We start from the raw sequence: 26568 nt of genomic DNA, 5'->3' as shown, positions 1-26568 counted from the left end.
CCATATGACGTCCATCGTTCTTAAGCTGAAATATTTTTATTTCGATGTAAGGCGCCAAGGTGGATTCAGTCTGTTATCGCCACCGTAAAATAAAATCAGTTGATTTCCGTCTACATCTTTTAACCGCGCTTCTCGCCAGAGCCAACTTTGGTCTGTAGGGTCTTGGTCTATTTTAATGCCTTTGCTTTTAAGGTTCGCTACATGTTCATCAAGGTTTTTACACTCAAAGTAGACAGAAATACCGGGGCCTTCGGGTAGCGTTTCGGTACGGTGAATAGAAAATGTCGTATTCCCATCGGGACATTCGAACCTTGCGTAATCGGGTAACGCTTTTACAATTAACTTTAGTCCTAAAGTTTCATAAAACGGAATAGATTTTTCCAGGTTTAACGATGGAATAGTAATTTGATTTAAATTCATAGTCTACATTCTAGTACATTCATTTTCACATTTTAATAGTAAAATACACATTATGGTACGTCTATAATATACGTTTCAGATAAAGGCTCGTCTTGCCAAAACGCTAATGGAAAGGACCAATAAGGTGTGTCCTCATATATTATATGATAATCGCCCCAAGCATATTGAAATGTGTAATAGGCTTGAAGCTCTTTACTGTAAATTTTACCAAAAAGATAAGGCGTAGTGGTGCCACTCACTCTATTGGTATAGAGTTCTACCTTATCTATAGTTACCGCTGTTTCCACAGGAAATGTAGCAACAACTTCTAGTCCTGAATCCATGCCATAACTGCTACCGTCTTCTAGGTGATATGTGTAATCTTTATCTTGTTTAATGCTTTCATCATTCACTATTAAAAGCTGCTTTTTAGTAATGAGGTCTTTTTGTACAATATTAGAAAAGGGAGGTTCATTAGAAACATCACGAGTTTTAGGTAGCGAAAGCACAAAGAAAATTAAGACTACTAAGCCAACGCCTAGTAGTAATAACGTAACAAAACCTAGTAGTATTTTCTTCATGAATGCGTGTTGTTTTTCTCTTTATATTTTAGAAACTTGTAATTTTAAAGCTTTATCTGAATCTTCTAATATTATAAAGGTATACTGTTTCCAAGTTAGTAACAGTTTTTTTTTATCTGCACAATCTAGAGACGTAAAAGAAATATTATGTTGTTCATGCTCTTCAGATAGCGAAATGTTATAGGTGTTAAATGCACTGTGCTGATTACCATGAATATCTTCCGACCACTCGCCTATGCAATGTACAAACGTCATGTTTAAGTTTTCAATACTTGCAGTACGACCAAGCTCTATATAAAACGGCATTTCGAAGTCTATTTTTTTAACAACCAAAGCAATATCGTCTTTAGTAGTGAAGGTTAGTTTAAATATGTAATTCTGAAATGCTTTAGGATAGTTTATGCTTTGGTAACCTTCAGCGTCTGTATGATGCCAAAGAAAAGTTGAATAGGTCGTGTTGTTTGCTATGCTATTTAATTCTAGCTGAATGTTTGGTAAAACGTGTTGTGTGGGGTCCGCCTGAATAACAACGTTCGCAGATTCTACATGTAATGTTTCGAATTGAAAACTTGGATTTGTGCCACTTTTTAGAGGAATTGTAATGGAATGGGCTGTCATATCCTGTTTAGATTGGGCATATGCAGACACTTGAATTATTATGCATATTATCATCAATAGTTGTATTTCGATACGCTTCATTATGGAGTACGTTGTTTTAAAAAAGGCGATTTAAATTAAATGTAAACATAAAAATAAGCATACCTAGTGTCGCTAATATATGAAAACAAAACCCCAAAGTGTTTATTACTTTTACATAGATTGTATTCTTAAATCTTAGAATAACATAGAGCGCACAACTTAAAATTACGACTTCTATTGCTAGTATAACTACCGTTAGTAATTCAAATAGCTGAGGATTTCCACATAACAAATCAACACTACCAAAACCAAGTACACCAATAGCAAAAATGGCGTTTACATACGCTATAGATGCGGTTAGTGTTTTTGTTTTATAACCAATGGTTAGCGATGCTAATTGACAAATAAAAATCGTACACAGTAATATACTTACAGTTGTATCATTCATAAATATGAAACCATTTTTAAGCAGAGTACAACTTTATTATATGCTATTGAGTTGCCTAATTAAGTGTGTAAGTTAGCAAATAAACCGTAGCATGTTGTGTTATTCTATGTGTTGGTTTTTCATGTTTTCGAAGACCCAAACCATGCGGTCTAAAAACCACATTTTAGCCATATAGACTATTGATGCTCCTAAAATGGTTAAATACAGGTGAAAGTTCCATAAGCCAATAACTAAAAGTATACTACCTAGAGTTTGTAGAATGGTTAAAATATGAATTGGTGTATAGTGGTGTTTGGGAACGGGATTAGTCTTGCGTTCTGACCATAATTTTTCGCCTAAAACTGCCTTTGACCCCCAGTGATTAAGATGTTTGGGTGCTTTAAATAAAGTCGGGTTAACAAATAACCATATGATGAGAATTGCTATTGGAATAAGACAAAACCAACCTATCCACGCTCGAGACCAAATGGCTACAACCAAAAAGGGTAAAGTTGCAAACCTGGTCCATATAGACCACGGATTGGCATGTTTTAACCAACGCTCGTCCTTAAGGTTAAACGCTTCTGCTATCTTTTTTTCAAAACTTATAGATGACATTGTTTAGGGTGTTAAAAGTCTGTTTTAATCTAATTTTTTATATGTAAGACCAGGGCCATCACAAGCGCTCCAAGTACTTAAAAAAATAGTGTCCGATTGAAGAGTCATTGTTTCTTTGGTGTGCGACGTACAAGACCCAATAAGTTCACTTGCGCCATCGAACGTAAATTCTAGTATCGAATTGTCAATTAAATTATACGTTCCTGTAATTTCGATAATCACTCCCGCTCTGTCTCTTGATTTTAAAAAGGTACCGTCTGCTCGTAATTGATAGATTTCTTGCCAGTCCATTTCTGCACCTGTAGTTTCAGAGTCTGGAATGCTACCCGTCATTTGTATAAGGTTCCAATTCCCAATAAGTTTAGTTTCTGATTGAGTTGCATCATCATTTTGATTACAAGAACATAATAAGCCCATAAACATTAAAAGTAAAATGTATTGTTTCATATATTGTTTATGTTTTATAAAGTAGATGCCTTTTTTATAGTTTGGTTGCGTTAAGATGATGAGAAATAATCAAGTATTTAATTATTATGTCACAAACGTGCAAGATGTTCGATTATGATTGTTTAGGCTTAACGCATCCCATAATTAGCAATACAACACTACATACTTCCAAATATAAGATTTATGTCGCATATGCTTAACATCAAATTATTTAAAACAAAAAAACTTCACTTTATTTTTAATACGACTGTTTTAATGTTTACCAACAATTAAAGACGTGCTAATACACTAAAATATAGGATATATATTCTTTTTAAAAGAAACTATTCTTCTTAGAAAACTAAATGCAGTAGAATACTATCAGTCTGCAATATACCAGTTGTTTAAAGTCATAGTTTCGTTTTTAGATTGTAATTCTACGATACTTTTTTGTAAGTCGTCTACATTAATAATAATGTTAAAATGCACATCTGCTTTAGGTGTGGCTGTAAACATATTAAACTGATTCTGTAATTCCTTTTTATCGAACATAACTTCTATCCGGTCTTTAAATTCTCTATCCTTTAAAATTTTAATTTGGATGAGACTCGGTAAGGGTTTTGTGCTTTCTTTTCTTAAAAAATCAGAAGACCTTGTGTATTGATTCAAATAAAAATCGATGACTTTAATGTCTTGAGACATACTAAATCCTTGTTCTTTTTGTTGTAATTCAACCTGAATACCATAGGTATGTAGATTTTTAAAAGCCAATATCTCTTCTGGAGTTAATTTATCAACTGTGCCATTAGTTAATATTTTAAAATCACGATTTAGATTTTTGTAATCGATGTTTTCTGATGGAATCTGAGAGTATTGTTTGAAAATAGAATCTATACTCTGACCTTTTACATCATTAAATGCAACATCATAATAGGAATTTAAATGGCTATAATTGGTATATTCGTTCTTTAATAACTCTACATGGCCATTGGGTAATATATTAACTAGTAGGTCACTTATTGTTAATTGTTTATCATAATTTTCATCTACTTTTAATTTTTTCTGATCGATAGAAAAGGTATCTCTATAAAATTTTTCTTCGGGAACGGAATACCAGGACAATTCGAAAGTATCAAACTCAATTGGAATTAACATTTTAGGCAATCTAGTGTAGTACCTCTGACTCTGCAAAAATTCGAAAGCGTCACTTAAACCTTCTATTTGGTTCAGTTTTCTGTCGTTTTCAAGAAATCTAGAAGTTAAAGAAGATGATTTATTAGTTTTAGAATCGAAAAATCTTAAGCGGTCAATAAGAATAGGAAAATCTATGGGATGTGCAATTATAATTTCGGTTTCATAATTTTTTTTTGTGTGTTGTACAAACTACTCGCAGCGCTAATAGATAGATACATTGGATATCCTAATAAGATTACACCCCAAATTAATAGTTTAAGTTTATAGCCATCTATACCATAAGTTACCTGTTTTAAACAAAAACAACCATAAGCAATAAATGCATACAAGGCAGCATATGCTAAGACCATAAACATAAGATCCCAATCGAAAGATTTAGAAGAACCCCCACCACCATTAGCAAAAGAACTTCCTAATGCTTTTGCGTAGATTAGCAGAAAAGCACTAATTGCTGTTAGTATTATAGTTACAACTATTAAACTTATTTTACCACCAATAAAAGCAGTTGGAAGCAGGAATAAAAGACCTACACCAATCATAATTAATAGTATCGAGAGAAAATCTGACATGGGATAAATTTATTTTAAGGTTCTAAAGTAGTATAATTTATAAACTAAAAGGTGTAATAAGGCCTAATCTAAAACAGTGGATTTAAGCTTTAAAGTAAATCTGGAAAAATAAAAAAACACCTCTCTATTTGCCATAAAGAGATGTTGATTATCATTACAAATGTATGGTTTGATTATAGTCCTTTTTTAAGTTCTTCAATAGTTTTAGCCATAACCACACCTGGTAATTTTACTGGTGCAGCAACTTCGGCTAAAAATGTTCCATTAACTTCTCCTGTTTTATAGGTTGTAAATCCGATACGGTATAAACCAACAGTTAAAGCTTTTGTAGGATTTCCAACTTCACTTTCGTATCTCAATAAAGAATTGTAACTACTTCCGCTTGGTTGTTTTGGCATTTCACTACTGTCGTCGTTACTAGCAAGTGTTGTCCACGTAGCGCTTTTTACAGCCGCTTCAGAAATGTCTTCTTTAGTAAAAATAGTAGAACGTTCTAAAGTTATGTATGTATCAAAATAATCGCTAGATGATGCGTTGTCTTTGTAATCCGCAGATTCTATTGCATTTTTTACTTTTGTTTTAGCTACAGGCGACAACATTCTTACACCAAGTTCTGGTGCTACAGCTGGAATCCATAAGTAAATGTAATAGAATTTTTTACCGTCTACGACTTCATCTTCGTTACCTGCAGCCGCATAGCCTAAATAAGAAATAACGTCTGTGTAAGGCACTTGAATGGTTTTTGGTCCAACTTTTTTCTCTATAGAACTTCCAAACTTGTTTAATTTTTGTGCTTCTGCATTAAAAACTGAACAGATAGCGAATACTGATAATACTAGTAATTTAATTTTCATTTTTGTGTTTTGGTGTTATGTTAATATATAGACATTTGTAATTTTATAGTAATTCGAAAGACACAGATACACTATGGATTTGTGTAGGTAAAGTGCCATAACTTTGCACATATTGTTCGCTGCTATTTGTATCGTTAATGCTAACAATCTCCCCAATATTTTTATTTAGTGCCTTAGCCATAGCCTCTGCTTTTTCTTTTGCATTGGCAATAGCTTTTGTAGAAAGCGCTACCAATTCTTGACTTGTTAAATCTTTGGTTTCTACATCGACATTGACCACAGACATTCCAGCAGATTTTAATTTTACTATTTTTCTAACTTCAGCTTCGTCTGAGGTTTTTAAATAGTAACAGGCAGTTTCTCTGTTTTGTGAATACGACATGGCAAACTCATAATGTGTATTTTTTTTAAAATTGTTAAAATCTATGCCTGCTTCTTCTGTCTTTTTAATGTAATTTTCTCTTACCACATCTAAAGAGGTGGCTTCTACTTCGCCTTGTCCCTCGTAAACCATAACTTGTTGTAAGGCTATTAAAATGGTATAACTGTCGTCGGTCACATGTTTTTCTGTTTCTCCAACAACTGTAATTGTGTTTTTACTGTTTTGTGCCATACTTGGTAAAGCAAACATTAAGATGATGGCGTACATGATATTTTTCATAATAAATTAGTTTTAAAGTGATTATAATATTAAAAGAATAAAATATTAGCGACTATCATCCAAATCCCTACAACTATGCCAATAAGACCTAGTTTACCTTGTTTAGGCGCAAGTTTTTCTCTTAGAATGATTGCATTGTCTTTAACGGTATCGTTTTTAGATAATACATATTTGTTGATTAAACTAAAGCCCAACATAAATCCTAATACGGCTTGAATGATGTTTCCTGCTAATAAGGTTCCCCACCAGATTGGAAATGTTGAAATCCAACCCAAGTTTAAAATTGAAAAGACGATACCCCAAATTCCATAAAAACAAAAGATTAAACCAATCCATCCTTGGTAAGGTTCTATTTTTTCTAAGAGTTCTTTGGCATTAGGTTTTTTAGATAATAATAACGAGGGTACTGCAATAATACTTAATACGATGAGTGTAATTCCGAAAATCATAAGGTGTTTTTAAAGGTTAAAAGTTGTTTCGTTTTTCTTAATGATAACATCATCTAGTTTTGTGATGCGTTTCAAATTCTGAAGCAAATTTAGACGAATAGCCTCTGCTGTTTAACCCCTTATTTGGTGAAAGTGCATATCCCTGAAAACAGTGAGTGTTATAAATTTTACACTGATTTTGAGTAACTTAATGAATGCACTACATTTTATGGTTTTACTTTGAAGTCTATTATTTTAAAAATTAAGCATAACCATGATATGTTCTAGATATAGAACTCCGATGCTTTTTTATACAGATAGATAAAATAAAAAAGGTACTATTTTAAATAGTACCTTTTGGTGTATAATTTACGGTAGATTATTAAGAAACATACCCTTTTTTAATAGCGTATTTGGTGAGACCAGCTAGGTTTCTCACATTCAGTTTTGTAATCAGGTTTTTGCGGTAACTTTCTATGGTGTGTTTACTTAAAAACAGCTTATCTGCTATTTCTTGTGTGGTAAATTCTTCTGCGATAAGCGAGATGACTTCTACTTCGCGTTTTGTAAGTTTAATGTCCTGATCTTTTTGTTTTTCGAATTTGTTTTTAAGATAGATGTCTTTAATTTCTCTAGAGAAATATTTTTCACCACCTAAAATGGTTTTAATCGCTTTTAGAAACTCTTCTTTTTGTGCATTTTTCTGAAGATATCCATCGACATCGTTCGCAATAAGATTGTCTATAATCTCTGCCGAATTATGCATACTCACTACTAACGTTTTAATATCCCTAGAGCTATTTTTAATCCATTTATTAAGTTCAATGCCATCAATCTCTGGCATGGTCACATCGGTAATAACCAAATCTATTTGTTCTTCAGTATTGATAGAAATATATTTCTGAACGTCGCCACCGTGTTTTCCGGTGTATACAATATCGTAATCACTTTCTGTGCTTAGAATACTTAATAAGCCGTCTAAAAACATTTTATGGTCGTCGGCTATGATAAGATTATGCTTCATTTTAATTAGGCGTTTAGGGGAATTTCAATATTTATACTTGTACCACGATGTTGTTTAGAATCTATATGTAACGTTCCATTATAACTTGCTACCCGCTGCTTGATATTGGTTAAGCCTATACCTAAAGATGTTTTAGAAACATCAAAGCCAATTCCATCGTCTTCGTATACAAAAAAGATACAGGCATTTAGGAGGTCTAACTGAATGTCTATGGTTTTAGCTTTAGCGTATTTAAGCGTATTGGTGGTCAATTCTTGAAATATTGAAAACAATTCGTTTTGTAAATTTTTGTTTAGGGTGTTAATCTTAGCTTCGTCGAAAAACGACACGTTTATAGTGATGTTGCTAGCATCTTCTACCGTGTAAATATATTCCTTAATTAAAAAGACAAGGTGTTTTTCTCTTATTTTCTTTGGTAATAGATTGTGCGATAGGTTCCGTACTTGCTCGTAAGTATCGTCTAACTGACTGTAAATTAACGCCATCTTTTCTGGATGATTTGTTAGCTGACTGAATTGTAATTTTATAGCCGCTAAATTACCACCTATACTATCGTGCATTTCTTGCGCAATTTTTTTACGCTCCTGATTTTGTCCTTCTACAGAAGCTTTGATAAGTTTTAATTCCTGATCTTTTTTTAATGAATTGACGCGCTGTTCGTTAATCTCTTTTTCTTTTAAATTAAGTAACCCTTGTGCTTGTAGTTTTTGGTAATAGATAATTAAAAGCGCCACAATGGGAACCAATAGAATAAAAAACGCTACCAGCACCACATATTTAATGGTTTTTTCGCGGTCTAGTTCTACCGCCTTTAAGGCTTCTTTTTCTTTAAGTAGAGCAATCTCGCTTTGACGTTTTTCGGCTTTATTCTGAAATTGTAAAACCTGGTTCTCGTTTTGTTTTGCAATAATGGCTTGCTGCAGTTTGTACTTCTCTATATCTGCATCTTTATTTTTAATGTTTAAACTCTTATTTAAGTTTTCAATCTCTAATAACTTTATTTTTTTCTCCTTTTCAAGCGTTTCAAACTGAACTTCTAAACTATTTATTTCTTTCTCTTTCTGAGAGTTTTCTATAGAGTCTTTAATCTTATAATAGCGTTTCCCGTAGTGATACGCATTGTTGTAATCGTCATTTCTAACCGATAACTTTTCTAACATCAAATAGGTGTGCATTAAGACATCTAAAGACCCTAAACTCATTGCTTTTGGTAATGCACTGGTGTAGATTAAAAGGGCATCGGTATTGCGTTTTTCATTGTACAGAACAGTACCAATCTTGTCTGAAATAATAAGATCTAGATTATGAAACCCATTATCGAAACTTATTTTTTTGGCTTCGTAAAATTGATACAAAGCTTTATCTGATTCGCCTTTGTTTATATAGTTATCGCCTATATTAATGATAACGTTTATTAAGGCTTGTTTTTGATGAGGATCCTGTTCGCAGATCTCTTTAGCTTTCTGCAAATAGGTATTAGAGGTTTTGTATTGATTTAGTGATGAATAAATGGAACCTAAATTGATATAGCTTCCTAAAATAATTTCTTGATCGTTAGAATATGTAATACATTTTTCTAAAAGCTCTAAAGCTTCGGTGTTTTTACCCAACGCAATATAAGTACTTGCTAGTCCGTGTATGTGAGAGTAATATAAATTGGTCTCGTTATGGGCTTCACTAAGTTCGGCTCCCTGAATATGCCACTTTTTACTTTCGTGATATAAGCCCTTATTTTTATTATTTATAGCAAGTAATTGATAGGCTAAAATGGTTAATCGAATGCTTAAAGAATCGTTTACCGAGGCTCTACTTTTAAGTGCTTTTTGAGTGTAATAAATAGAAGAATCTATTGCTGCATAACGATTGTGATAGTAAGCCAATAGAAAATTTGTATTTACTATGGCCTTATTGGTTTTAAACTGAGGTAGCAAACGATGCGCCTCTTGATATGCTTTTTTATCGGAGCCATTATTGAAATAGTAAAACAGGGAGTCTATTTTCTGATTTTCCACCTCAATAACTGTCGTGCTTTGCGCCATACATATGGACGTGTAACAGATACAAAAAAATAAAAGTATGTTTTGGGACTTAAAACGCATGCGCAAATGTAGGCAATGTAGTACGACTAATTATCCCCGAAAACCGTGTTTTATGTGTTTTACGAAAAAACAGGACAATACGCAATTCACATGTTTGGGCTAACGGCATTGTATTTTAATATCAAATGGATTCTGAAATACTTAAATATATTAAAAATGAAATGCGGAAATACATTCAGCATCGCACTCAAAACAGGTTCAATGCGATTAATACGATTTTAATTTGGCTCTTCTTAGAGAATCCTTTTTAACGTCATTAATGCCATATGGGTTTTTATTATACAATCCATATTCCCAAGCGCCATACATAGGATTAGGAAATACAATATACGAAGCTCCGTATTTAGATTGTAAACTATCGGTTATCTTATGGCGTTCTGGGGTTGTTTTATGATCATATACACTGTCGAAATCGCCAAGATTATCTCCCAGATACATAATGACATGGTGTGTTTTTAGTACACTTTGTCGTCTTAAATCTTTATTTGAAGTATCGGTTTGAAGCAATACATGTGCTGCATCAGCAAAAGGTAAACCTTCTTTTTTTAAATTATTAATGGTTGCTTGAGTCTGTGAATATTCACGATTAGAAATGTAAAATATATCAACATTTTTACTCGCAGCATAATTTAAAAAATCGACTGCTCCGGGTACAGGCTCTGCAGATTCTAAGTTAACCCATGTATCCCAACTTTCAGCTGTAAACTTTATATCAGTTTCAATTAATTTCCCTGAGTACGGACTGTTATCAAGAACCGTTTCGTCTATATCGGTTATTATTGCTAGTGGCATATTGCTATCATGCTCTAACAGGTGTTGGTCTAAGCGCAGTCGAGCAAGATTATAAGACTGATAACACAACGCTTTGTACTCGGAAGCTAGTTGTTGCCACAACACAGCCAACATTAAATTCTCTTGGGTTGGTACGCTTAATTCTTGTTTTACAGCAGCTGTACCACTTTGTATTGCATGCGACGATTCAGAGATTTTAGGCGAGCAGCTAATTAAGATAGAAATAGCTAAAAATGGTAGTATACGTTTCATAACGATATGGATTGTTTTTTATGTCTGTTTATATGTGAGAGGAAGAATATTGTTTTAAGTGCCGATTTTTAGAAACACTTGATTTGCTTTCCTCCCTATTCTCATCCCAAACTTTTTGGTTTTACAACTGCTTTTTCTAGAAATAATCAGTTCATAAAATTAATAGTAGATTGCTGATTATATAAATACACTGTCAAATATAGTATATCAATAGAAAAGCTGTTAATACTACTGCGGATTCTTTACAGCTATAGCACCCACTGTTAAAAACAACAAGAACCCCAAAGCCATGTAACTTATATAAGCATAAGAACCGAACGTGCTAAAGCAATAACTAAACAAACTTGGTGCAATGGCACTTGCTACCACTAAAAAGCTCATTACTTTTCCGGTAATAGCACCTAAATGTAAACGACCATAATATCTTGGCCAAGTTACTGCATTAATTACAGCAAATAATCCGCTTAATAGTCCTAAGCCAGCCACTAATGCATACACGCCAAACGGATGCGACAAGCACATTAATCCGCAAGATGCTAAAATACCACCACCAATCATAACGTATAAATATATTTTATGACTGATGTAATCACTTAAAATATTACATAATGTAGATACTGATAACGCGATAATAGAAATGGGGATAAAAATAGCAATGGCATGGGTTTTGGAATACCCTTGACTCCCAAAAATAGACACCACGTGAAATGTAAATCCTGTAGTAAAAAAACTATTAAACGCTAAAATTAAACTAAACATCCAGAAACCGCGGGTTTGTTTTGCTTCGTGTAAAGTAAAGTGCCTGAGTACCTTTTTAAGTGGTTCTGTAATTGTTTGTACTTCATCACTGGTTTCGGGCGTTTTTACACCATCGGGAACCATATTAAAATCTTCTGGTTTATTTCTATACAATTGCAGGATACCAAAACTAAACACAAATAGACATACAGCCAGAATTTGCCAACTCCGCTCCCATCCATGATTATCAATTAAATAATTTAAAACTAAAGGCGAACTCGAAAATCCAAGAGAAACAGTTACACTACTTAAAGCATTAACTTTACCTCTATTTTTATCGAACCACAACATGATCATGTTTCTAGATGCCATTGTTAAAACACCTTGTCCACTAAATCGAATACAAAAAAACAAGACACACATAACACCAAACGGAACCATCCAAGTAGATATCTTTAAAAGCGTGTTAATAGCGTGACTAATTTCTACAGCAACAGAACACAATAGTAATGACATCCCTAATACAACAGTAGCACCAAAGGCCACATAGCGCGCACCATAGCGGTCGAATAAAATACCTGCTTTCGATACAAAAAAGGCACTTAGTATAGTTCCAATCATATACGCATTACTAAACTGATTTCTACTTAAGCCCAAAGCATCTTTTACCGGGTCGGTAAAAACAGACACCCCAACCGTTTGCCCCGGAATACTCGCAAGCACACCAATACTTCCTATAAAAAGCACAATGTAGCCATAGAAAAAAGGAACGTTTTTAGGATTAACAAAAGAGAATTTATTGGGCGTAGACATATTAAAATTTGAGGGTATAAAAGTAACAGTTTTAAATCAGTGCCATAAAATAAATGATTCTTTTTTCGCTTTAAACTTTTACTTAACAGTTTCTATTTTATATCTATTAAAATAGATCAATCGCAATACTAACGATAAGGATTAATAACTCATGCAGTATAGACGGAACATATTTTACCACTAAGAATGAAGATAACGCAAACCTTGTGTTTTGGGATTATTGAACGACCTAATGCTAACGACATTTACTTTATTAGAGCATCTCTGATTTACTTTTTTTTATAAATTCTGTAACAAAAACTGAAAGCCTATTGTAATATATTTTCAATAAATCAGTCAAATATATATATAGTTTAAATTATTTCGATAATTACATTTTAGAAGGGTGTTTTCTTAAAATTTCATATTTAAATTCAATCATTTTGCTCACTTAATAAATTTAACACGCCTAAAGCTTAAAACAAGCATACAGTATAATATTAAGGGTCTTATTCAAGAAAAATATTTAAATTTAAATTAACATTAATTTTATATATTCACGGCTAATTGTTATCTATGACCTCTTTTTTACTAAACAATAGCAAAAAAAAACATGCTAATTTTACACTGTTATGTAGTGTGTTTTTATCCAGTTTTGTTTTTGCTCAAACAGATTTTTCTACAGAAAGTTATTATAAAACTTATGATACTTTAAGTCAAAATATTAATTTAATTAATGGCAAAGAGTATTTGGACACTTATAGAAGTTTAAAAAAAGAAAACCATAAATTTTATAACTCCGATATATTTTTAAAAGGTTCTATAGTTTATAGCGAACAGCCTTATTACGGTGTTGAATTTAAATATGATATATTAAATGATTTAATTATTGTAGAATTAATTAATGAAAAGGTAAGTTATGTTAGTTTAAATTCTGAATTGGTTGCCGAGTTTACTTTAGCTGGAGACAAATTTATTCATTTACCTAATCACGAGGTATTAGAGCGCTATTACAGAAATGGATATTTTAAAGAAAGTTTTAAAGGAACAAATTATACACTATTTACAAAATACATAAAAGATAAAAATGAAGTAATTGACCAACTCAAAGTTTATTACACATTCAATTCTAAAGAAAATTACTTTCTGCAAAAAGACGATACTTACTATCAGATAAATAATATAAAAGACCTTACATCTATTTTTAATTCACAAAAGAAATTAATTCAATCTTTTTATAAAGAAAATAAAAACCTTTATAGAATAAATAGAGAACAGTTCTTTAAAACAATTTTATTCACCTTAGATAATATTAATGCTTAAAATAGTATGAATTCAAGACAAATATTTTTAGCATTTTTACTTTTATTGATAGTGCAATTTGGATTTAGTCAATCTGATAGAAAAACATCCATAGTTTTTGAAAATGTTACGCATATAGATGCGCTACTGCAATTAGAAAAAAAGATAGATTTCGTTTTTTACTTTGATGAAGCTTGGTTTGGCGACACATTAATATCAAAAACGTTTACCGGTGCAACTAAAGAAGAAATTATATACGGTATTTTAGAAGACACTCCTATTAATTACACTATTATAGATCGTAATATCATCTTAACAAAAAACAATAATATTAGAGAAGAATTACCGCTTAATTATTTTTCTGAAGACGATACTAAAACCGAAGTAATCTCAGAAGTTACTGAAGACGCCATTACAGCACCTGTGTTACAAAAACAATATACAACACACTATAATGAATTAGATAGCCGAGTATATTCAATAGGTAAAGAAAACGACCAAGCTTTAAAAAATAAGTATACTATTTCTGGAAATGTAGAAGACTTTAATACAGGAAAAGGAATAGAAAATCTATCCGTTTACGTTAAAGATAAAAATGTAAATACAACTACCGATGCAAATGGTTACTACAGTTTAGAGCTTCCTTCTGGATTTCACATTTTAGAAACATCTTCGCTATCACATGGAAAAATTCAAAAGCAAATTATTGTGTACGGAGATGGTACTTTTAGTTTTGACCTTAATGAAAATTTAGAGCAACTAGAAGAAGTTCTTATACAGTCTAACAGAGATGAGAATATTAAAAGAGTGGTTTCTGGTGTTACAAAAATAGATGTTGAAAGCATTAAAACTATTCCTTTGGTTTTAGGGGAACGGGATATTTTAAAGGTAGCGACTACTATGCCAGGTGTTAAAAGTGCTGGTGAAGGTGCACTTGGCTATAATGTTAGAGGAGGAAAAGCAGATCAGAATTTAATTCTTTTTGATGATGCTGTAATATATAATCCATCACATTTCTTTGGTGTATTTTCTGCTATAAATCCTTTTATTTCTGGGAATGTAGAAATTTATAAAGGAACAATTCCTTCGGAATTTGGAGGAAGATTATCTTCTGTAATCGATATTTCTACCAAAGACATTAATAAGAATGAATTTTCTGGCGAAGGAAGCATTGGTCCGGTTACTGCTAATTTAGCTATTGAAACTCCTATTGTTAAAGGAAAAAGCGCTTTAATGATTGGTGGAAGAGCAACATATTCTGATTGGATATTAAATCAATTAAAAGACAAATCGATAAAAAACAGTAATGCGTCTTTTTATGATGCTGCTTTAAAATACGAACATAAGATTAACGACAACAACAACATTCAGGCCACTGCATATTTTAGTAAAGATGAATTTAGTATTTCCTCAGATTCTATTTACAGCTATGGAAACTTGATTGGATCTATAAAATGGGATCACAAATTTAATGAGAAAAACAGTCTAGAAACCCAATTTGCAACAAGTCAGTATAGCTATAATATTTTATACGATGGTGCATTTAACACTAATTTCGATTATGGTTATACTATAAATGAAAGTCAGTTAAAATTAAAGGCAAAATACAACCTAAATAAAAAGCATAAAATTGAATATGGTTTAAGCAGTAAGCTATATAAAATTCAGCCAGGTTCTATAGAACCTTTAGGTGCAGAATCTGTAATAAGACAAGAAAGTATTGGTAAAGAGAAAGGATTAGAATCGGCATTGTTTATTTCAGATTTATTTGAAGTCAACGATAAGCTATCATTCGATCTAGGGTTACGATTTTCCACTTATTTATCTTTAGGCCCTAAAGATCAAAATTATTACGATCCAAGTTTGCCGATAAGTGAAGAAACAATTACAGAAACAAAACAATACAATAATAACGAAGTTATACAAACATATGGCGGTCCAGAATTCCGTTTTTCTGGTAGATATTTCCTTGATGATAATCTGTCTTTAAAGGCAGGTTACAGCACAACTATTCAATATTCACACTTGCTTTCTACAAACACTACAGCATCTCCTGTAGATTCATGGAAACTATCAGATCCTAATTTAAAGCCTGAAAAAGCGCAACAAGTATCGATTGGTTTATTTAAAAACTTTGAAAACAGTGATTACGAAATTAGTCTTGAAAGTTATTACAAGAAAATGAAGAATCTTCTTGATTTTAAAACTGGAGCAGAACTGGTTTTAAACAATAATATAGAAACAGAATTATTAACTGGAGAAGGAAAAGCTTATGGGGTTGAATTCCTTCTTAGAAAGAGTTTAGGCCGATTAAATGGTTGGTTAGGATATTCTTATTCGAGAACCTTAATAAAACTGGATAGTGAATTTTTAACAAATCAAGTTAATGGAGGTGAATATTACGCGGCTAATCAAGATAGGCCACACGATTTAAATTTAGTTACTAATTATAGAATTACAGAACGTTATAGTGTCTCTTTTAACTTCAATTACCAGTCAGGGAGACCTGTTACCTACCCTATTGGGAAATATGAATTTACAGGTACAGAAAATGTACTGTATAGTGATAGAAATAAATTTAGAGTACCAGATTATTTTAGACTAGATGTGGGATTAAACATTGAAGGAAATCATAAAAATGAAAAACTAGCACACAGTTTCATCAATATTTCCATCTATAATGTATTAGGACGAAATAATCCATACTCTGTTTTCTTTGTAAATGAAGGCGGACAAATTGAAGCCTATCAATCTTCTATATTTTCAGTGCCAATTCCAACAATAACATATAATTTCAAGTTTTAATGACACATAAATTTATCATATTATCTCTTGTCATCTTAGGTTTTTCTATGCTTAATTGCACAGAACAAATAGAATTAAAAACCGAAGATTTTCAAGATGCATTAGTAGTTGAAGCTACTTTTACAAATGAGTTTAAAAAGCACGAAATAAAACTTTCTAGAACGTTTAGGCTTGAAAGTAGTGATGTTATTGTAGAAGAAAATGCCGATGTCAAAATATTAGATAGCAAAAACAACGAGTATGTTTTTCAAGATACTGGTAACGGTGTGTATGTATCCAATTTAGAGTTTCAAGCTTTAAAAGATGTCACCTATCAGTTAATAATAAATACTACCGACGGCACACAATATGTCTCTACAGAAGAGCTTTTACCAAGTGAAGCTTCTATAGATAATTTGTATCCCGAATTAGTAAATTTAGGAGACGATTATGGTGTGCAAATTTTTGTAGATACTAACAACAATTTAGGCGATGCACAATTTTTTAGATATGAATACGACGAAACATACAAGCTAATTGCACCTTACTACACAGGTATGGATAGCAAGTTAATAAATGTTATAGAGGGGTTCGATGGTACAATACATTATGATGTCTCTATTTTTCCAAATCCCGAAATGCAAGAAATATGTTATCCAACAAATTATTCAGGAATTATTTTAGCAAATAAAGATGTGGTTACAGGCGATCAAATTGTAAGTTTTCCTATTCGTTTTACAAGTCATAACAATTATAGTGTTTTTAAAAACAGATATAGTATTTTAGTTAGGCAGTATGTGCAATCTGCAAATGCTTATAATTTTTACAGGATTTTAAAAGAACTTCAAGGTGACGATAGTGTTTTATTAGATAATCAACCTGGATTTATTCAAGGAAATATTAGTTCTACTACAAATGAAAACAAAAAGGTTATAGGATATTTTGATGTGTCTACAGTAGATTCTAAAAGAATATTTTTCAATTATAAAGATATCGGCATTGATATTCCTCCATATATCATTGATTGCGATGCACAAACCTTTGACAAATCTGAAACCGACGACGACGACAATCAGTCTCTTCAATTATATAATTATTTATCAAGTCAATATACAGTATACGATCATCCCGATGATTCGACGATTTACACCGTTGCAAAGCGAAACTGTATGGATTGTTCAGTATTTGGAACCAGTATAAAACCAGAATTTTGGGAAGATTAATAAAACATAAAACTATAAAAGTTACAATACTATTGTGCTTTTTAAATATTCTTGTTTACGGGCAAGTCAACGTTAATACATTAGATGCAATTCCTAGAGAAACAGTACATCTAAGTCATAATGCGAATACATTTTTGGTTGGTGAAACCTTATATTATAACTTTTACAGTTTAATTGAAAACAATAAACCAAGTAGTATAAGTAAGATTGGATATGTAGAATTAATTGGACAAGATGGAGACTTCCTTTTTAACCATAAATTAAAACTAGATGAGGGGCTCGGGTCTGGCGACTATTTTATTCCTGCTGATATTGAAACAGGACAATACAAACTCATTGCGTATACAAAATGGATGAAAAATGAAGATGCTGTTTTTATTAGTGATGTCTATATTATAAATCCATTTTTAAAACATTCTAATATACAAGACACCAAATCTATAGCTATTTCAAAATCTAAAAATAGCGCTGTAAATTCTAAACCAATAGAACCTACAGGTATTACAATAGAAACTAATTCGGAAAGTTTAAAACCTAGGCGTTTATCTTCTATTCGTTTAACAACGAACAACGTAGATTTATACAATGGAAATTATGCTTTATCGGTAAGAAAAATATCCCCATTAGAAATTAAAAACAACTCAACAGTTGAAGGTGAAAATATTATAAAATTAATTGATAGTTCTAATACATTACCTGAATTAAGAGGAGAAATTATATCAGGGACTGTTAAAAATAAATCGAATGATTCTTTGGTAAGAAATGCTGTTGTTTCTCTTTCTATTCCAGGTAAAGAGTTTATATTAAAGAATGTAAAAACAAACAATTCAGGTCGCTTTTATTTTAGTCTATCTGAGAATTATACGAGCACAGATGTATTAATACAAGTTATAGATAAAACAACGAACAGTGAATACAAAATTGTTTTAGATAATCCAGAAGTTTACGATTTTACTAATCTTCGCTTTGAATCTGTGTATTTAAATCCAAATTTAAAAGATTGGTTAACAACTACAAGTAAATATACCCAAATAGAGAATGCATATTTTAACTCTAAAAAAGATAGTATAATAAATAGGCTACCTTCTTCTTTGTTTTATGTTGAGCCAGATGTTGAATACGTATTAGATGATTACAAGAGATTCCCAACTTTAAAAGAAACTTTTGTCGAAATCATTCAATCTGGAGCTATTCGAAAAAGCAAAGGCTCCCTTAAATTTAAAGTACTTGAAGACCAAACAAGTTATTATTCTGGTTACGATCCTTTGGTGCTTTTTGATGGTATATTAATTCAGAATAATGAAGATATTATGAATTACGATGCTAGAAATATAGAACGCATAAGTATTTTAAGCGACACTTATTTTTATGGTCCTAGTGTTTATTATGGAATTATAGATATTAAAACAAAAAATGGAGATTTTGTATTAGAAGGTAACGCTGATAATAAAATATACCTCAATCTTGATGCTCCACTTAATTCTAAACTTTTTTATTCACCAAAATACGATACAGAACTAACCGCTTTTAATAGAATTCCAGATTATAGAAAACAACTCTTATGGCTGCCTAAATTAGTAATGGATACTAATTCCAAAAATATCGAATTTTACACTTCAAGTGTAACAGGAACTTACGAAATAGTGTTAGAAGGCTTCACGCTTTCAGGAAAACATGTGGTTATAAAAAAGACTATAGATGTTAAAGACTAATAATTACATAGTTTTCTTTTTATTCACCTGATTGATTCATTAAAAAAATTAACAGATTTTAAAGCTGTATTTCTGATTAAAACAAATACTTTTGCGCCCTTAAAATAATTATCAAGAATCTCAAGACAAGAGATAGCAACCTGCAATAACGAGCAAGGTGCTAAATAGATAAGCCAATTACTTGGAACACATGTTAACTCATCTTTCTACTTATTTGCTACTATAGTCTCTTAAAATTAATTATAATGGCAAACAGTAACTCCGGAACTCCTAAATTTTCAGCATTAATACCGCTATTCGTATTTGTATTTACATTTTTAGGCGTTGGTATTTATAAAGACGATTTTTACGCTTTACCCTCTCCTATAGCCGTAATTATAGGAATTATTGCAGCCTTTCTGCTCTTTAGACAATCAATAGATTCTAAAATAAAAACACTTTTAAAAGGGTGTGGCGATTATAAGATTTTAACCATGTGTTTAATCTATTTACTCGCTGGTGCGTTTGCAGCCATTGCTAAAGCAACTGGTAGTGTAGATGCTATTGTAAATCTAGGATTAGACTATATAGCGATTCAATATATTTATGTCGGTATTTTTATTATTGCTGGTTTTTTATCGGTGTCTACAGGAACTTCCGTGGGATCTATCGTCGCGCTAGCACCTATTGTAGTTAGTGTTGCAGAAAAGAGTAATGCCGATTTAGCCATACTGTGTGGAGCATTATTAGGAGGCAGTATGTTTGGTGATAACTTATCTATGATTTCCGACACCACCATTGCAGCAACACAATCTTTAGGTTGTAAAATGAGTGATAAATTCAAACAGAATATCAAAATCGCGTTACCTGCTGCATTACTAACTATTGCCGTTTTAATTTTTCAAGGTTTGGACTTAAAATCTGATGACAATACAACATTGCTTGTTCAGAGTTACACCATTATAAAAATAGTGCCTTACATACTTGTAATTATACTTTCAATAGTAGGTGTTAATGTGTTTGTAACCTTGCTTTTAGGCAGTGTATCTGCAGGGGTTCTAGGTTTAATGTATGGCGATTTTACATTGCTTGAAGCCACTAATATCACCTATACCGGATTTACAAACATGACCGAGATATTCCTATTATCGCTACTTACTGGAGGTTTAGCTGCATTAGTTGAAAAGCATGGTGGTATCGATTATATTTTAGTCAATATTAAAAAACGCATAAAAAACAAAACATCGGCACAATTTGGAATCGCCACCTTAGTCAGTGCCATCAATTTGGCCATTGCTAATAATACAGTATCCATCATTATTGCTGGTCCGATTAGTAAAACCATTAACGACGAATATCAATTAGATAATAAACGAACTGCCTCTATTTTAGATATTTTTTCATGTATTTCTCAAGGGGTATTGCCCTATGGTGCTCAAGTATTAATGATTCTTAGTTTTTCTAATCAAGGTTTAAATTACTTAGACTTGGTGAGCAATACGTGGTACTTGGTCTTTTTACTATTTTACACAGTAGCTTTTATCTGTTTCAAGCCATTAAGAGCATCTTAGTTCCTGAATTATAAGTATTAGAACACCTCAAGAACATGGTGCGTTATCACGTCAATTTTATCAGTGATAGTGCTAATAATTAAATACAAGCTTCCTTACATTGCGTGTAATTAAAAATAGATACCATGAAAACATTAACACTTACATCCATATTTTTTAGTGCACTATTACTAATTACATCTTGCGATAGCGACGATGATAAATCGACACAAATCCCCGATAACGACACTCCTGAAACAGCCGGAATTGGGTATTCAGAAACTAATGAAGACCCCACCAACATATATAATGCGATTACTGCGACTTTAAATGCCAATGATAATATTGGAATTGTTGCTGAAGTGAATCATTCTGCAAATGCTCAAAACGCGGGTTTAAGTCTAGATTATACAAGAACCGTGTATTTTGGAAACCCAGCTTTAGGGACACCACTTATGCAAGATAATATTCAGGCGGGTTTAGATCTTCCGCAACGTATTAGCGTCTATACAGATGAAGATAATCATACAGTTGTAACTTATAATTCTGTAGATTATATCATCAACAGACACAGTTTAGGAACAGTATCGTCTACCGAAATGATTGAAAATGCTCTAGCGAATATTGTAGAGTCTGCAACCGGTGAGGCTGTTGTTCTTAATCCTATAGAAAATGAAGGTTCAAAAGGTATTGTCTCTGTTGCTAGTTCAAATGATTTTGATACCACTTATAACAACATCATTAACACCTTAAATAATCTAGAGCCAATAAGCATCATGGCAGAATTAGACCATCAAGCCAATGCCGAAAGTATTGGTATGGAGTTAATGCCAGCAAAACTTATTATATTCGGAAATCCCGTTTTAGGAACACCTTTAATGAATGAATCTAGAACCATGGCTTTAGATTTACCTCAAAAAATGTTAGTATATCAAGATGCTGAGGGTAAAGTGCATATTATCTATAATGACCCATTTTATTTAGCAGAACGTCATGATGTAGATGATAATGATGACACTTTAGAAACCATTTCTCAGGCCTTAGAAAACATAGCAAATTCAGGAGCTTCAGAATCATAATAGTTACTAAAACATACCATTATGAACACTAAAATGAAAGCCTCAGATGTCTTTGTCAAAGCATTAGAACATGAAGGAGTCGAATATATTTTTGGACTTCCAGGAGAAGAAAACTTAGATATTCTAGAATCCATCAGGAAATCAGAACAGATTAAATTCATACTTACCCGGCACGAACAAGGTGCCGGGTTTATGGCAGCTACTTATGGCCGTCTTACCGGGAAACCAGGGGTGTGTTTATCGACTTTAGGACCAGGCGCAACAAATTTAATGACGCCTGCAGCCTATGCACAATTAGGTGCGATGCCCATGCTTATGATTACAGGGCAGAAACCGATTAAAAAAAGCAAGCAAGGGAAGTTTCAAATCCTAGATGTCGTAGAAATGATGCAACCCTTAACCAAATATACCAAGCAAGTTACACATGCCAATCATATCCCTTCCATGGTTCGGGAAGCGTTTCGCTTATCGCAAGAAGAACGTCCAGGTGCAGTACATATTGAACTACCGGAAGATATCGCTCAAGAAGAGTTAGACGAACTCAGAGTGTTTGATGTTGTAAACGACAGAAAACCTATAGCCGATTTAAAAGCGATACAACAAGCTGTGTCTCTAATAAAATCAGCGTCCAAACCTTTAGTACTTATTGGAGCTGGGGCTAATAGGAACCGTACGAGTAAAGCACTTACTGAATTTGTAGATACATTAGAAATTCCGTTTTTTAATACACAAATGGGAAAAGGTATAATTGATGAACGTCATGAGTTATATTTAGGAACTGCTGCATTGTCTAACGACGATTTTCTGCATGAAGCCGTGAATCAAGCGGATTTAATATTAAATATAGGGCATGATACCATAGAAAAGCCTCCATTTATAATGGAAGCAGAACGCAACCAAAAGGTGATTCATGTTAATTATTTTGCCGCAGAAATAGATCAGCTGTATTTCCCTCATTTAAATATTATAGGAGATATTGCTAGCAGTGTTAATCAGCTTACAGAAGCTTTAAAACCAGTCGCAAAGTCTTGGGATAATACGTTTTTCCTTCGGGTTAAAGATAATGTGTGTAAGCACTTAACGACCTACGAAGACGATAACCGTTTTCCTATACTTCCTCAACGTTTAGTAAAAATAGTACGCGAAACCTTACCGCAAGACGGTATCGTAACTTTAGATAATGGGATGTATAAATTGTGGTTTGCTAGAAATTACAAAGCCTATAAACAAAACACATTAATTTTAGATAATGCCTTAGCGACTATGGGCGCTGGTTTGCCGTCGGCAATGATGGTTAAAGCATTAAAACCTGATAAAAAGGTGATTTCTATAAATGGAGACGGTGGCTTTATGATGAATGTTCAAGAACTTGAAACCGCCTCTCGACTAAAATTAGATCTTGTAGTTATTATTTTAAATGATAATGGGTATGGCATGATTGAGTGGAAACAAGAAGACGAAGGTTTTCCTAGATACGGATTGGAATATACCAACCCAGATTTTGTTAAATTAGCTGAAAGTTTTGGTGCTGTTGGATACAAACCAGATTCGGTAGCCGCATTTAAAACAGCATTAAACAACGCATTACATGCTAAAGGCATTCACGTTATCGATTTAGCTATCGATTATTCGTTAAATCATGAAATCTTAAATGTACTTATTAAAGAATTTTCAGAACAATTAAAATCTTAAACACCATGAATACATCAATTTCAATAAACCCTGCAACTGAAGAAAAAATAGCGGAATATGAGCGTTTAACCACATCTGAAACGATGTCTAAAATTGAAGACGCGCATCAAGTCTATTTAACTTGGAAACAAACTTCTTTAGATGAGCGTGCACAATTAATGCATAAACTGGCAGAGGAATTTGAAACGAACACTGAACATTATGCCCAAATAGCGACTTCAGAAATGGGAAAAACTATTGCTCAATCCAGAAAAGAGGTTGAAAAATGTGCGTGGGTGTGTCGGTATTACGCAGACAATACTAAAGATTTATTAGCAGACACTTCAGTAGATACAGAAGCCGAAAAAAGTTATGTGACCTTTCAACCTCTAGGTGTTGTATTGGCTGTTATGCCTTGGAATTTCCCATTCTATCAAGCTATTCGGTTTTTAGCACCTGCGCTTATGGCGGGAAACACAGGAGTTTTAAAGCATGCTTCTAATGTGCAAGGGTGTGCTTTTGCTATTGAAGCTGCTATTATTAAGGCAGGGTTCCCAAAAGGCATTTTTTCTAATTTAAATGTAGAATCAGATGCTATTGAAGCTGTTATTGAACATAAACACATTGTAGCCGTAACGCTAACAGGTAGTGGTCCTGCAGGGCAATCTGTTGCTTCCATAGCTGGTAAAAACTTAAAGAAAACGGTATTAGAATTGGGCGGAAATGATGCCTATATTGTTTTAGACGATGCCGACTTGGAAGAGGCTGTAGAATTAGCAACACTTGGACGTTTACAAAATAACGGACAAACTTGTATCGCTGCGAAACGTATTATTGTTTTAGATAAAATATACGATGATTTTTTAAAGTTATATAAAGAGAAAATGGAGGGCGCCAAAATGGGAGAACCTACAAATGAAAATACATATTACGGTCCTTTAGCCCGTTTGGATTTACGAGATGAATTGCATGAACAAGTTAAAAAAACCATCGCTCAAGGTGGTAAATTAATTTTAGGTGGTGAAATCCCTAAACAGAAAGGAGCCTACTACCCTGCTACTATTTTAGCGGATTTAGAAGATGGTATGGAAGCATTTACCGAAGAGTTATTCGGACCGGTAGCGTCTGTAATCCGTGCTAAAGATGAAGCACATGCTATTGCATTAGCCAATACCTCTAAGTTTGGTTTAGGTGCAGGTGTGATTACAAGCGACAAGAAGAAAGGTGAAACAATAGCCTTACAATTAGAAGCAGGAAGTTGTTTTGTAAATAAGCTAGTGGCATCCGACCCAAGACTCCCTTTTGGTGGTATAAAAACCAGTGGATTCGGTCGTGAGCTTTCTGGTTACGGCATTAAAGAGTTTGTGAATACCAAAACCATTTGGGTAGATTAAGACTTATAATATACAAGCAGAACATAAACGACTTATCGTCCTGTAATAATAGAGCGGTTAAACAGCTTAATGCTAAGTCGTTTATGTTACTTTTTTAGGTAATGCAAAAAAGTAAAGTATTAATACAATGTAATTAGGTGTTATTAAGAACACGTTTGACTGATAACAAACGTTAGATAATCATCATTTGAAATGAGTGTGTTTAAAACAGCACTCATTTTTACTGCTACGTCATAATCACGGGTATACGACACAAATACATCGCCTTCAGGCTGAAAGTAAACTTCAGAAACATCTAAGTTTTTATCTCGCGCTGCAGTTTTAAAGAGCTTTTCCAAAACCGTGCCTTGATGTAATCTATACGTATCACATAATTCCTCGACAAGCACATAATCTGGTTGCTCGGGTAATCAGACCGTATAATTGTTATTAATTTTCGACTTTTCAATCTTACATGCATATATTGAATTACTTTCCATATCTTTTAACTACTCGTTTGTTTTTAAATAGATTACCCAATGTTACTTAAATATAAATAATACTATTTATTACCATGTTACAAAGCGATTTAATAGGTTAGTTTAAAGTGCGCTTTACAACTCTTTTACTACGGACTTTTCGTTTCCAATATATAATATAAATACTGCCTAGAATTGTAGGTACAGTCCAAGCGATTATATGTCCGATGCCTAAACCAGCAATTATAAAAGCCGTAATCGATGCAATTAAAGCACCAATCATTTTACCAATATGAGATATTAGCCAAGCTTGTTTAAATCGTTTTGGGGTATTGTAAAAGATGAAATCTTTAATTGATAATAACAAACCGAAACCTCCAAAAAACAGATATAACACGCTAAGCGAATTGCCCCGAATTAAGCCGTAAGTTCCAATACTGATCATAACAAACGAGAAGAAACACATACTTCCAGAAATAAGTTTATCAATCCAATCTGCTTTGTCTTTAGTCTTAAACGTTAACGCTCTATTTCCTGCCAAAACAAGATATATTGTAAATAAACCAATTAAAAATAAAAAAAGATTTTCATGATTAGGCAACCAAGAGATTGGTATAGAAATCAGAGTACTGCCTATCATTCCTATTGAGAATATTTTTCCCATCTTTTTATGCATCAGACTTCCTTTCTTAACTAAAACACTCCAAACTCCAGTAATTAATCCTATACCACCTAAAAAAGCGTGTATGTAGATTAAAATCTTAATCGTTTCTTCCATGTGTATTAAATTTATCAGTTCAAATTTCCGATTATTCTACTGCTTTTAGAAGTTTAAGATTCTCAATCGTCATTTAACAAGGATGAATTGATAAGACTAGTGAAACTTTTTAATTTAAACACCTTTAGTTTCAGGTTACAGACGC

Annotated in this window: 25 protein-coding genes and 1 riboswitch; of the genes, 8 read left to right on the top strand and 17 right to left on the bottom strand. The window is 32.7% G+C overall.

All coding sequences use genetic code 11. The annotated features are described in order from the left end of the window. Positions 1 to 36: 36 nt before the first annotated feature. From BN863_RS08140 to BN863_RS08070, 15 genes are all read right to left on the bottom strand, one after another. A complete protein-coding gene (locus tag BN863_RS08140) occupies positions 37 to 420 on the bottom strand; it encodes a VOC family protein (RefSeq protein WP_038529455.1) in 384 nt (127 codons plus the stop codon). A gap of 50 nt (positions 421 to 470) precedes the next feature. After that, positions 471 to 980, bottom strand: a complete 510-nt coding sequence (locus BN863_RS08135) for a hypothetical protein (protein ID WP_038529453.1) — start codon at positions 978 to 980, stop codon at positions 471 to 473. A gap of 21 nt (positions 981 to 1001) precedes the next feature. Continuing rightward, the gene (locus tag BN863_RS08130; protein ID WP_148304584.1) at positions 1002 to 1652 is read right to left on the bottom strand and encodes a hypothetical protein; all 651 of its coding nucleotides are present in this window, start codon (positions 1650 to 1652) and stop codon (positions 1002 to 1004) included. A gap of 43 nt (positions 1653 to 1695) precedes the next feature. Continuing rightward, positions 1696 to 2067, bottom strand: coding sequence for a hypothetical protein (locus BN863_RS08125; RefSeq protein WP_038529449.1), 372 nt, complete (start codon positions 2065 to 2067; stop codon positions 1696 to 1698). Positions 2068 to 2166: 99 nt separating this feature from the next. Beyond that, complete coding sequence (locus BN863_RS08120) at positions 2167 to 2664, bottom strand: DUF6653 family protein (RefSeq protein WP_084817493.1); 498 nt, start codon at positions 2662 to 2664, stop codon at positions 2167 to 2169. Between the two features lie 24 nt (positions 2665 to 2688). Beyond that, complete coding sequence (locus BN863_RS08115; RefSeq protein WP_038529448.1) at positions 2689 to 3111, bottom strand: hypothetical protein; 423 nt, start codon at positions 3109 to 3111, stop codon at positions 2689 to 2691. Between the two features lie 360 nt (positions 3112 to 3471). Continuing rightward, positions 3472 to 4245, bottom strand: coding sequence for a hypothetical protein (locus BN863_RS08110; RefSeq protein ID WP_038529445.1), 774 nt, complete (start codon positions 4243 to 4245; stop codon positions 3472 to 3474). A gap of 185 nt (positions 4246 to 4430) precedes the next feature. Next, entirely contained in the window at positions 4431 to 4853 is a 423-nt protein-coding gene (locus tag BN863_RS08105; protein WP_148304583.1) for a hypothetical protein, read from the bottom strand. A 173-nt stretch (positions 4854 to 5026) separates the two neighbouring features. After that, positions 5027 to 5707, bottom strand: a complete 681-nt coding sequence (locus BN863_RS08100; RefSeq protein ID WP_038529441.1) for a Lipl32 family lipoprotein — start codon at positions 5705 to 5707, stop codon at positions 5027 to 5029. 43 nt (positions 5708 to 5750) lie between these two features. Further along, the gene (locus BN863_RS08095; RefSeq protein ID WP_038529439.1) at positions 5751 to 6368 is read right to left on the bottom strand and encodes an SIMPL domain-containing protein; all 618 of its coding nucleotides are present in this window, start codon (positions 6366 to 6368) and stop codon (positions 5751 to 5753) included. 29 nt (positions 6369 to 6397) lie between these two features. Next, entirely contained in the window at positions 6398 to 6817 is a 420-nt protein-coding gene (locus tag BN863_RS08090) for a hypothetical protein (protein ID WP_038529437.1), read from the bottom strand. Positions 6818 to 7178: 361 nt separating this feature from the next. After that, on the bottom strand, positions 7179 to 7820 hold the full coding sequence (locus BN863_RS08085) for a response regulator transcription factor (protein ID WP_038529434.1): 642 nt from the start codon (positions 7818 to 7820) through the stop codon (positions 7179 to 7181). A 5-nt stretch (positions 7821 to 7825) separates the two neighbouring features. Beyond that, on the bottom strand, positions 7826 to 9859 hold the full coding sequence (locus BN863_RS17990; RefSeq protein ID WP_051774622.1) for an ATP-binding protein: 2034 nt from the start codon (positions 9857 to 9859) through the stop codon (positions 7826 to 7828). 267 nt (positions 9860 to 10126) lie between these two features. Then, on the bottom strand, positions 10127 to 10963 hold the full coding sequence (locus tag BN863_RS08075; protein WP_084817491.1) for a 5'-nucleotidase, lipoprotein e(P4) family: 837 nt from the start codon (positions 10961 to 10963) through the stop codon (positions 10127 to 10129). A 228-nt stretch (positions 10964 to 11191) separates the two neighbouring features. After that, complete coding sequence (locus BN863_RS08070; RefSeq protein WP_038529430.1) at positions 11192 to 12514, bottom strand: MFS transporter; 1323 nt, start codon at positions 12512 to 12514, stop codon at positions 11192 to 11194. A 555-nt stretch (positions 12515 to 13069) separates the two neighbouring features. Between BN863_RS08070 and BN863_RS08065 the strand changes: the two genes are divergently transcribed. The 8 genes from BN863_RS08065 to BN863_RS08030 all read left to right on the top strand — a co-directional run bounded on the left by BN863_RS08065 (position 13070) and on the right by BN863_RS08030 (position 25187). Then, complete coding sequence (locus tag BN863_RS08065) at positions 13070 to 13816, top strand: hypothetical protein (RefSeq protein ID WP_038529428.1); 747 nt, start codon at positions 13070 to 13072, stop codon at positions 13814 to 13816. A 6-nt stretch (positions 13817 to 13822) separates the two neighbouring features. Next, on the top strand, positions 13823 to 16600 hold the full coding sequence (locus BN863_RS08060; RefSeq protein WP_038529426.1) for a TonB-dependent receptor: 2778 nt from the start codon (positions 13823 to 13825) through the stop codon (positions 16598 to 16600). Then, positions 16600 to 17802, top strand: coding sequence for a DUF4249 domain-containing protein (locus tag BN863_RS08055; protein WP_038529424.1), 1203 nt, complete (start codon positions 16600 to 16602; stop codon positions 17800 to 17802). The genes BN863_RS08060 and BN863_RS08055 overlap by 1 nt, the downstream gene beginning before the upstream one ends. After that, positions 17790 to 19514, top strand: a complete 1725-nt coding sequence (locus tag BN863_RS08050) for a hypothetical protein (protein ID WP_038529422.1) — start codon at positions 17790 to 17792, stop codon at positions 19512 to 19514. Before BN863_RS08055 ends, BN863_RS08050 begins: the two co-directional genes overlap by 13 nt. A gap of 103 nt (positions 19515 to 19617) precedes the next feature. Beyond that, positions 19618 to 19715, top strand: a riboswitch (SAM-I-IV-variant riboswitch). A gap of 44 nt (positions 19716 to 19759) precedes the next feature. Further along, entirely contained in the window at positions 19760 to 21064 is a 1305-nt protein-coding gene (locus tag BN863_RS08045; protein ID WP_038529420.1) for a Na+/H+ antiporter NhaC family protein, read from the top strand. Between the two features lie 125 nt (positions 21065 to 21189). Next, a complete protein-coding gene (locus BN863_RS08040) occupies positions 21190 to 22122 on the top strand; it encodes a DUF302 domain-containing protein (RefSeq protein ID WP_038529418.1) in 933 nt (310 codons plus the stop codon). Positions 22123 to 22143: 21 nt separating this feature from the next. Then, a complete protein-coding gene (locus tag BN863_RS08035) occupies positions 22144 to 23814 on the top strand; it encodes an acetolactate synthase large subunit (RefSeq protein WP_242404086.1) in 1671 nt (556 codons plus the stop codon). A 5-nt stretch (positions 23815 to 23819) separates the two neighbouring features. Next, the gene (locus BN863_RS08030; RefSeq protein ID WP_038529416.1) at positions 23820 to 25187 is read left to right on the top strand and encodes an NAD-dependent succinate-semialdehyde dehydrogenase; all 1368 of its coding nucleotides are present in this window, start codon (positions 23820 to 23822) and stop codon (positions 25185 to 25187) included. Between the two features lie 143 nt (positions 25188 to 25330). Here BN863_RS08030 and BN863_RS08025 read toward each other — a convergent pair whose 3' ends face one another. Together BN863_RS08025 and BN863_RS08020 are read right to left on the bottom strand one after the other, a co-directional pair. Continuing rightward, positions 25331 to 25525 (bottom strand): hypothetical protein, encoded by a 195-nt coding sequence (locus BN863_RS08025; RefSeq protein WP_148304582.1) that lies wholly within the window; start codon positions 25523 to 25525, stop codon positions 25331 to 25333. 238 nt (positions 25526 to 25763) lie between these two features. Then, positions 25764 to 26423: a hypothetical protein gene (locus BN863_RS08020; RefSeq protein WP_038529412.1), complete on the bottom strand. Its 660-nt coding sequence runs from the start codon at positions 26421 to 26423 to the stop codon at positions 25764 to 25766. Between the last annotated feature and the right edge of the window lie 145 nt (positions 26424 to 26568).

The sequence above is a fragment of the Formosa agariphila KMM 3901 genome (assembly GCF_000723205.1).
Taxonomy (GTDB): Bacteria; Bacteroidota; Bacteroidia; order Flavobacteriales; family Flavobacteriaceae; genus Formosa; species Formosa agariphila.
The sequence above is the reverse complement of the archived record's forward strand: the minus strand, read 5'-3'. Positions and strand labels throughout refer to the sequence as shown.

Coding starts and splice junctions, on each gene's coding strand:
- BN863_RS08110 (WP_038529445.1), bottom strand. CDS start 4,245: ATGTTAATTCCAATTGAGTTTGATACTTTCGAATTGTCCTGGTATTCC.
- BN863_RS08130 (WP_148304584.1), bottom strand. CDS start 1,652: ATGATAATATGCATAATAATTCAAGTGTCTGCATATGCCCAATCTAAA.
- BN863_RS08105 (WP_148304583.1), bottom strand. CDS start 4,853: ATGTCAGATTTTCTCTCGATACTATTAATTATGATTGGTGTAGGTCTT.
- BN863_RS08060 (WP_038529426.1), top strand. CDS start 13,823: ATGAATTCAAGACAAATATTTTTAGCATTTTTACTTTTATTGATAGTG.
- BN863_RS08135 (WP_038529453.1), bottom strand. CDS start 980: ATGAAGAAAATACTACTAGGTTTTGTTACGTTATTACTACTAGGCGTT.
- BN863_RS08090 (WP_038529437.1), bottom strand. CDS start 6,817: ATGATTTTCGGAATTACACTCATCGTATTAAGTATTATTGCAGTACCC.
- BN863_RS08140 (WP_038529455.1), bottom strand. CDS start 420: ATGAATTTAAATCAAATTACTATTCCATCGTTAAACCTGGAAAAATCT.
- BN863_RS08095 (WP_038529439.1), bottom strand. CDS start 6,368: ATGAAAAATATCATGTACGCCATCATCTTAATGTTTGCTTTACCAAGT.
- BN863_RS08115 (WP_038529448.1), bottom strand. CDS start 3,111: ATGAAACAATACATTTTACTTTTAATGTTTATGGGCTTATTATGTTCT.
- BN863_RS08065 (WP_038529428.1), top strand. CDS start 13,070: ATGACCTCTTTTTTACTAAACAATAGCAAAAAAAAACATGCTAATTTT.
- BN863_RS08120 (WP_084817493.1), bottom strand. CDS start 2,664: ATGTCATCTATAAGTTTTGAAAAAAAGATAGCAGAAGCGTTTAACCTT.
- BN863_RS08125 (WP_038529449.1), bottom strand. CDS start 2,067: ATGAATGATACAACTGTAAGTATATTACTGTGTACGATTTTTATTTGT.
- BN863_RS08085 (WP_038529434.1), bottom strand. CDS start 7,820: ATGAAGCATAATCTTATCATAGCCGACGACCATAAAATGTTTTTAGAC.
- BN863_RS08020 (WP_038529412.1), bottom strand. CDS start 26,423: ATGGAAGAAACGATTAAGATTTTAATCTACATACACGCTTTTTTAGGT.
- BN863_RS08045 (WP_038529420.1), top strand. CDS start 19,760: ATGGCAAACAGTAACTCCGGAACTCCTAAATTTTCAGCATTAATACCG.
- BN863_RS08055 (WP_038529424.1), top strand. CDS start 16,600: ATGACACATAAATTTATCATATTATCTCTTGTCATCTTAGGTTTTTCT.
- BN863_RS08075 (WP_084817491.1), bottom strand. CDS start 10,963: ATGAAACGTATACTACCATTTTTAGCTATTTCTATCTTAATTAGCTGC.
- BN863_RS08035 (WP_242404086.1), top strand. CDS start 22,144: ATGAACACTAAAATGAAAGCCTCAGATGTCTTTGTCAAAGCATTAGAA.
- BN863_RS17990 (WP_051774622.1), bottom strand. CDS start 9,859: ATGGCGCAAAGCACGACAGTTATTGAGGTGGAAAATCAGAAAATAGAC.
- BN863_RS08100 (WP_038529441.1), bottom strand. CDS start 5,707: ATGAAAATTAAATTACTAGTATTATCAGTATTCGCTATCTGTTCAGTT.
- BN863_RS08070 (WP_038529430.1), bottom strand. CDS start 12,514: ATGTCTACGCCCAATAAATTCTCTTTTGTTAATCCTAAAAACGTTCCT.
- BN863_RS08030 (WP_038529416.1), top strand. CDS start 23,820: ATGAATACATCAATTTCAATAAACCCTGCAACTGAAGAAAAAATAGCG.
- BN863_RS08040 (WP_038529418.1), top strand. CDS start 21,190: ATGAAAACATTAACACTTACATCCATATTTTTTAGTGCACTATTACTA.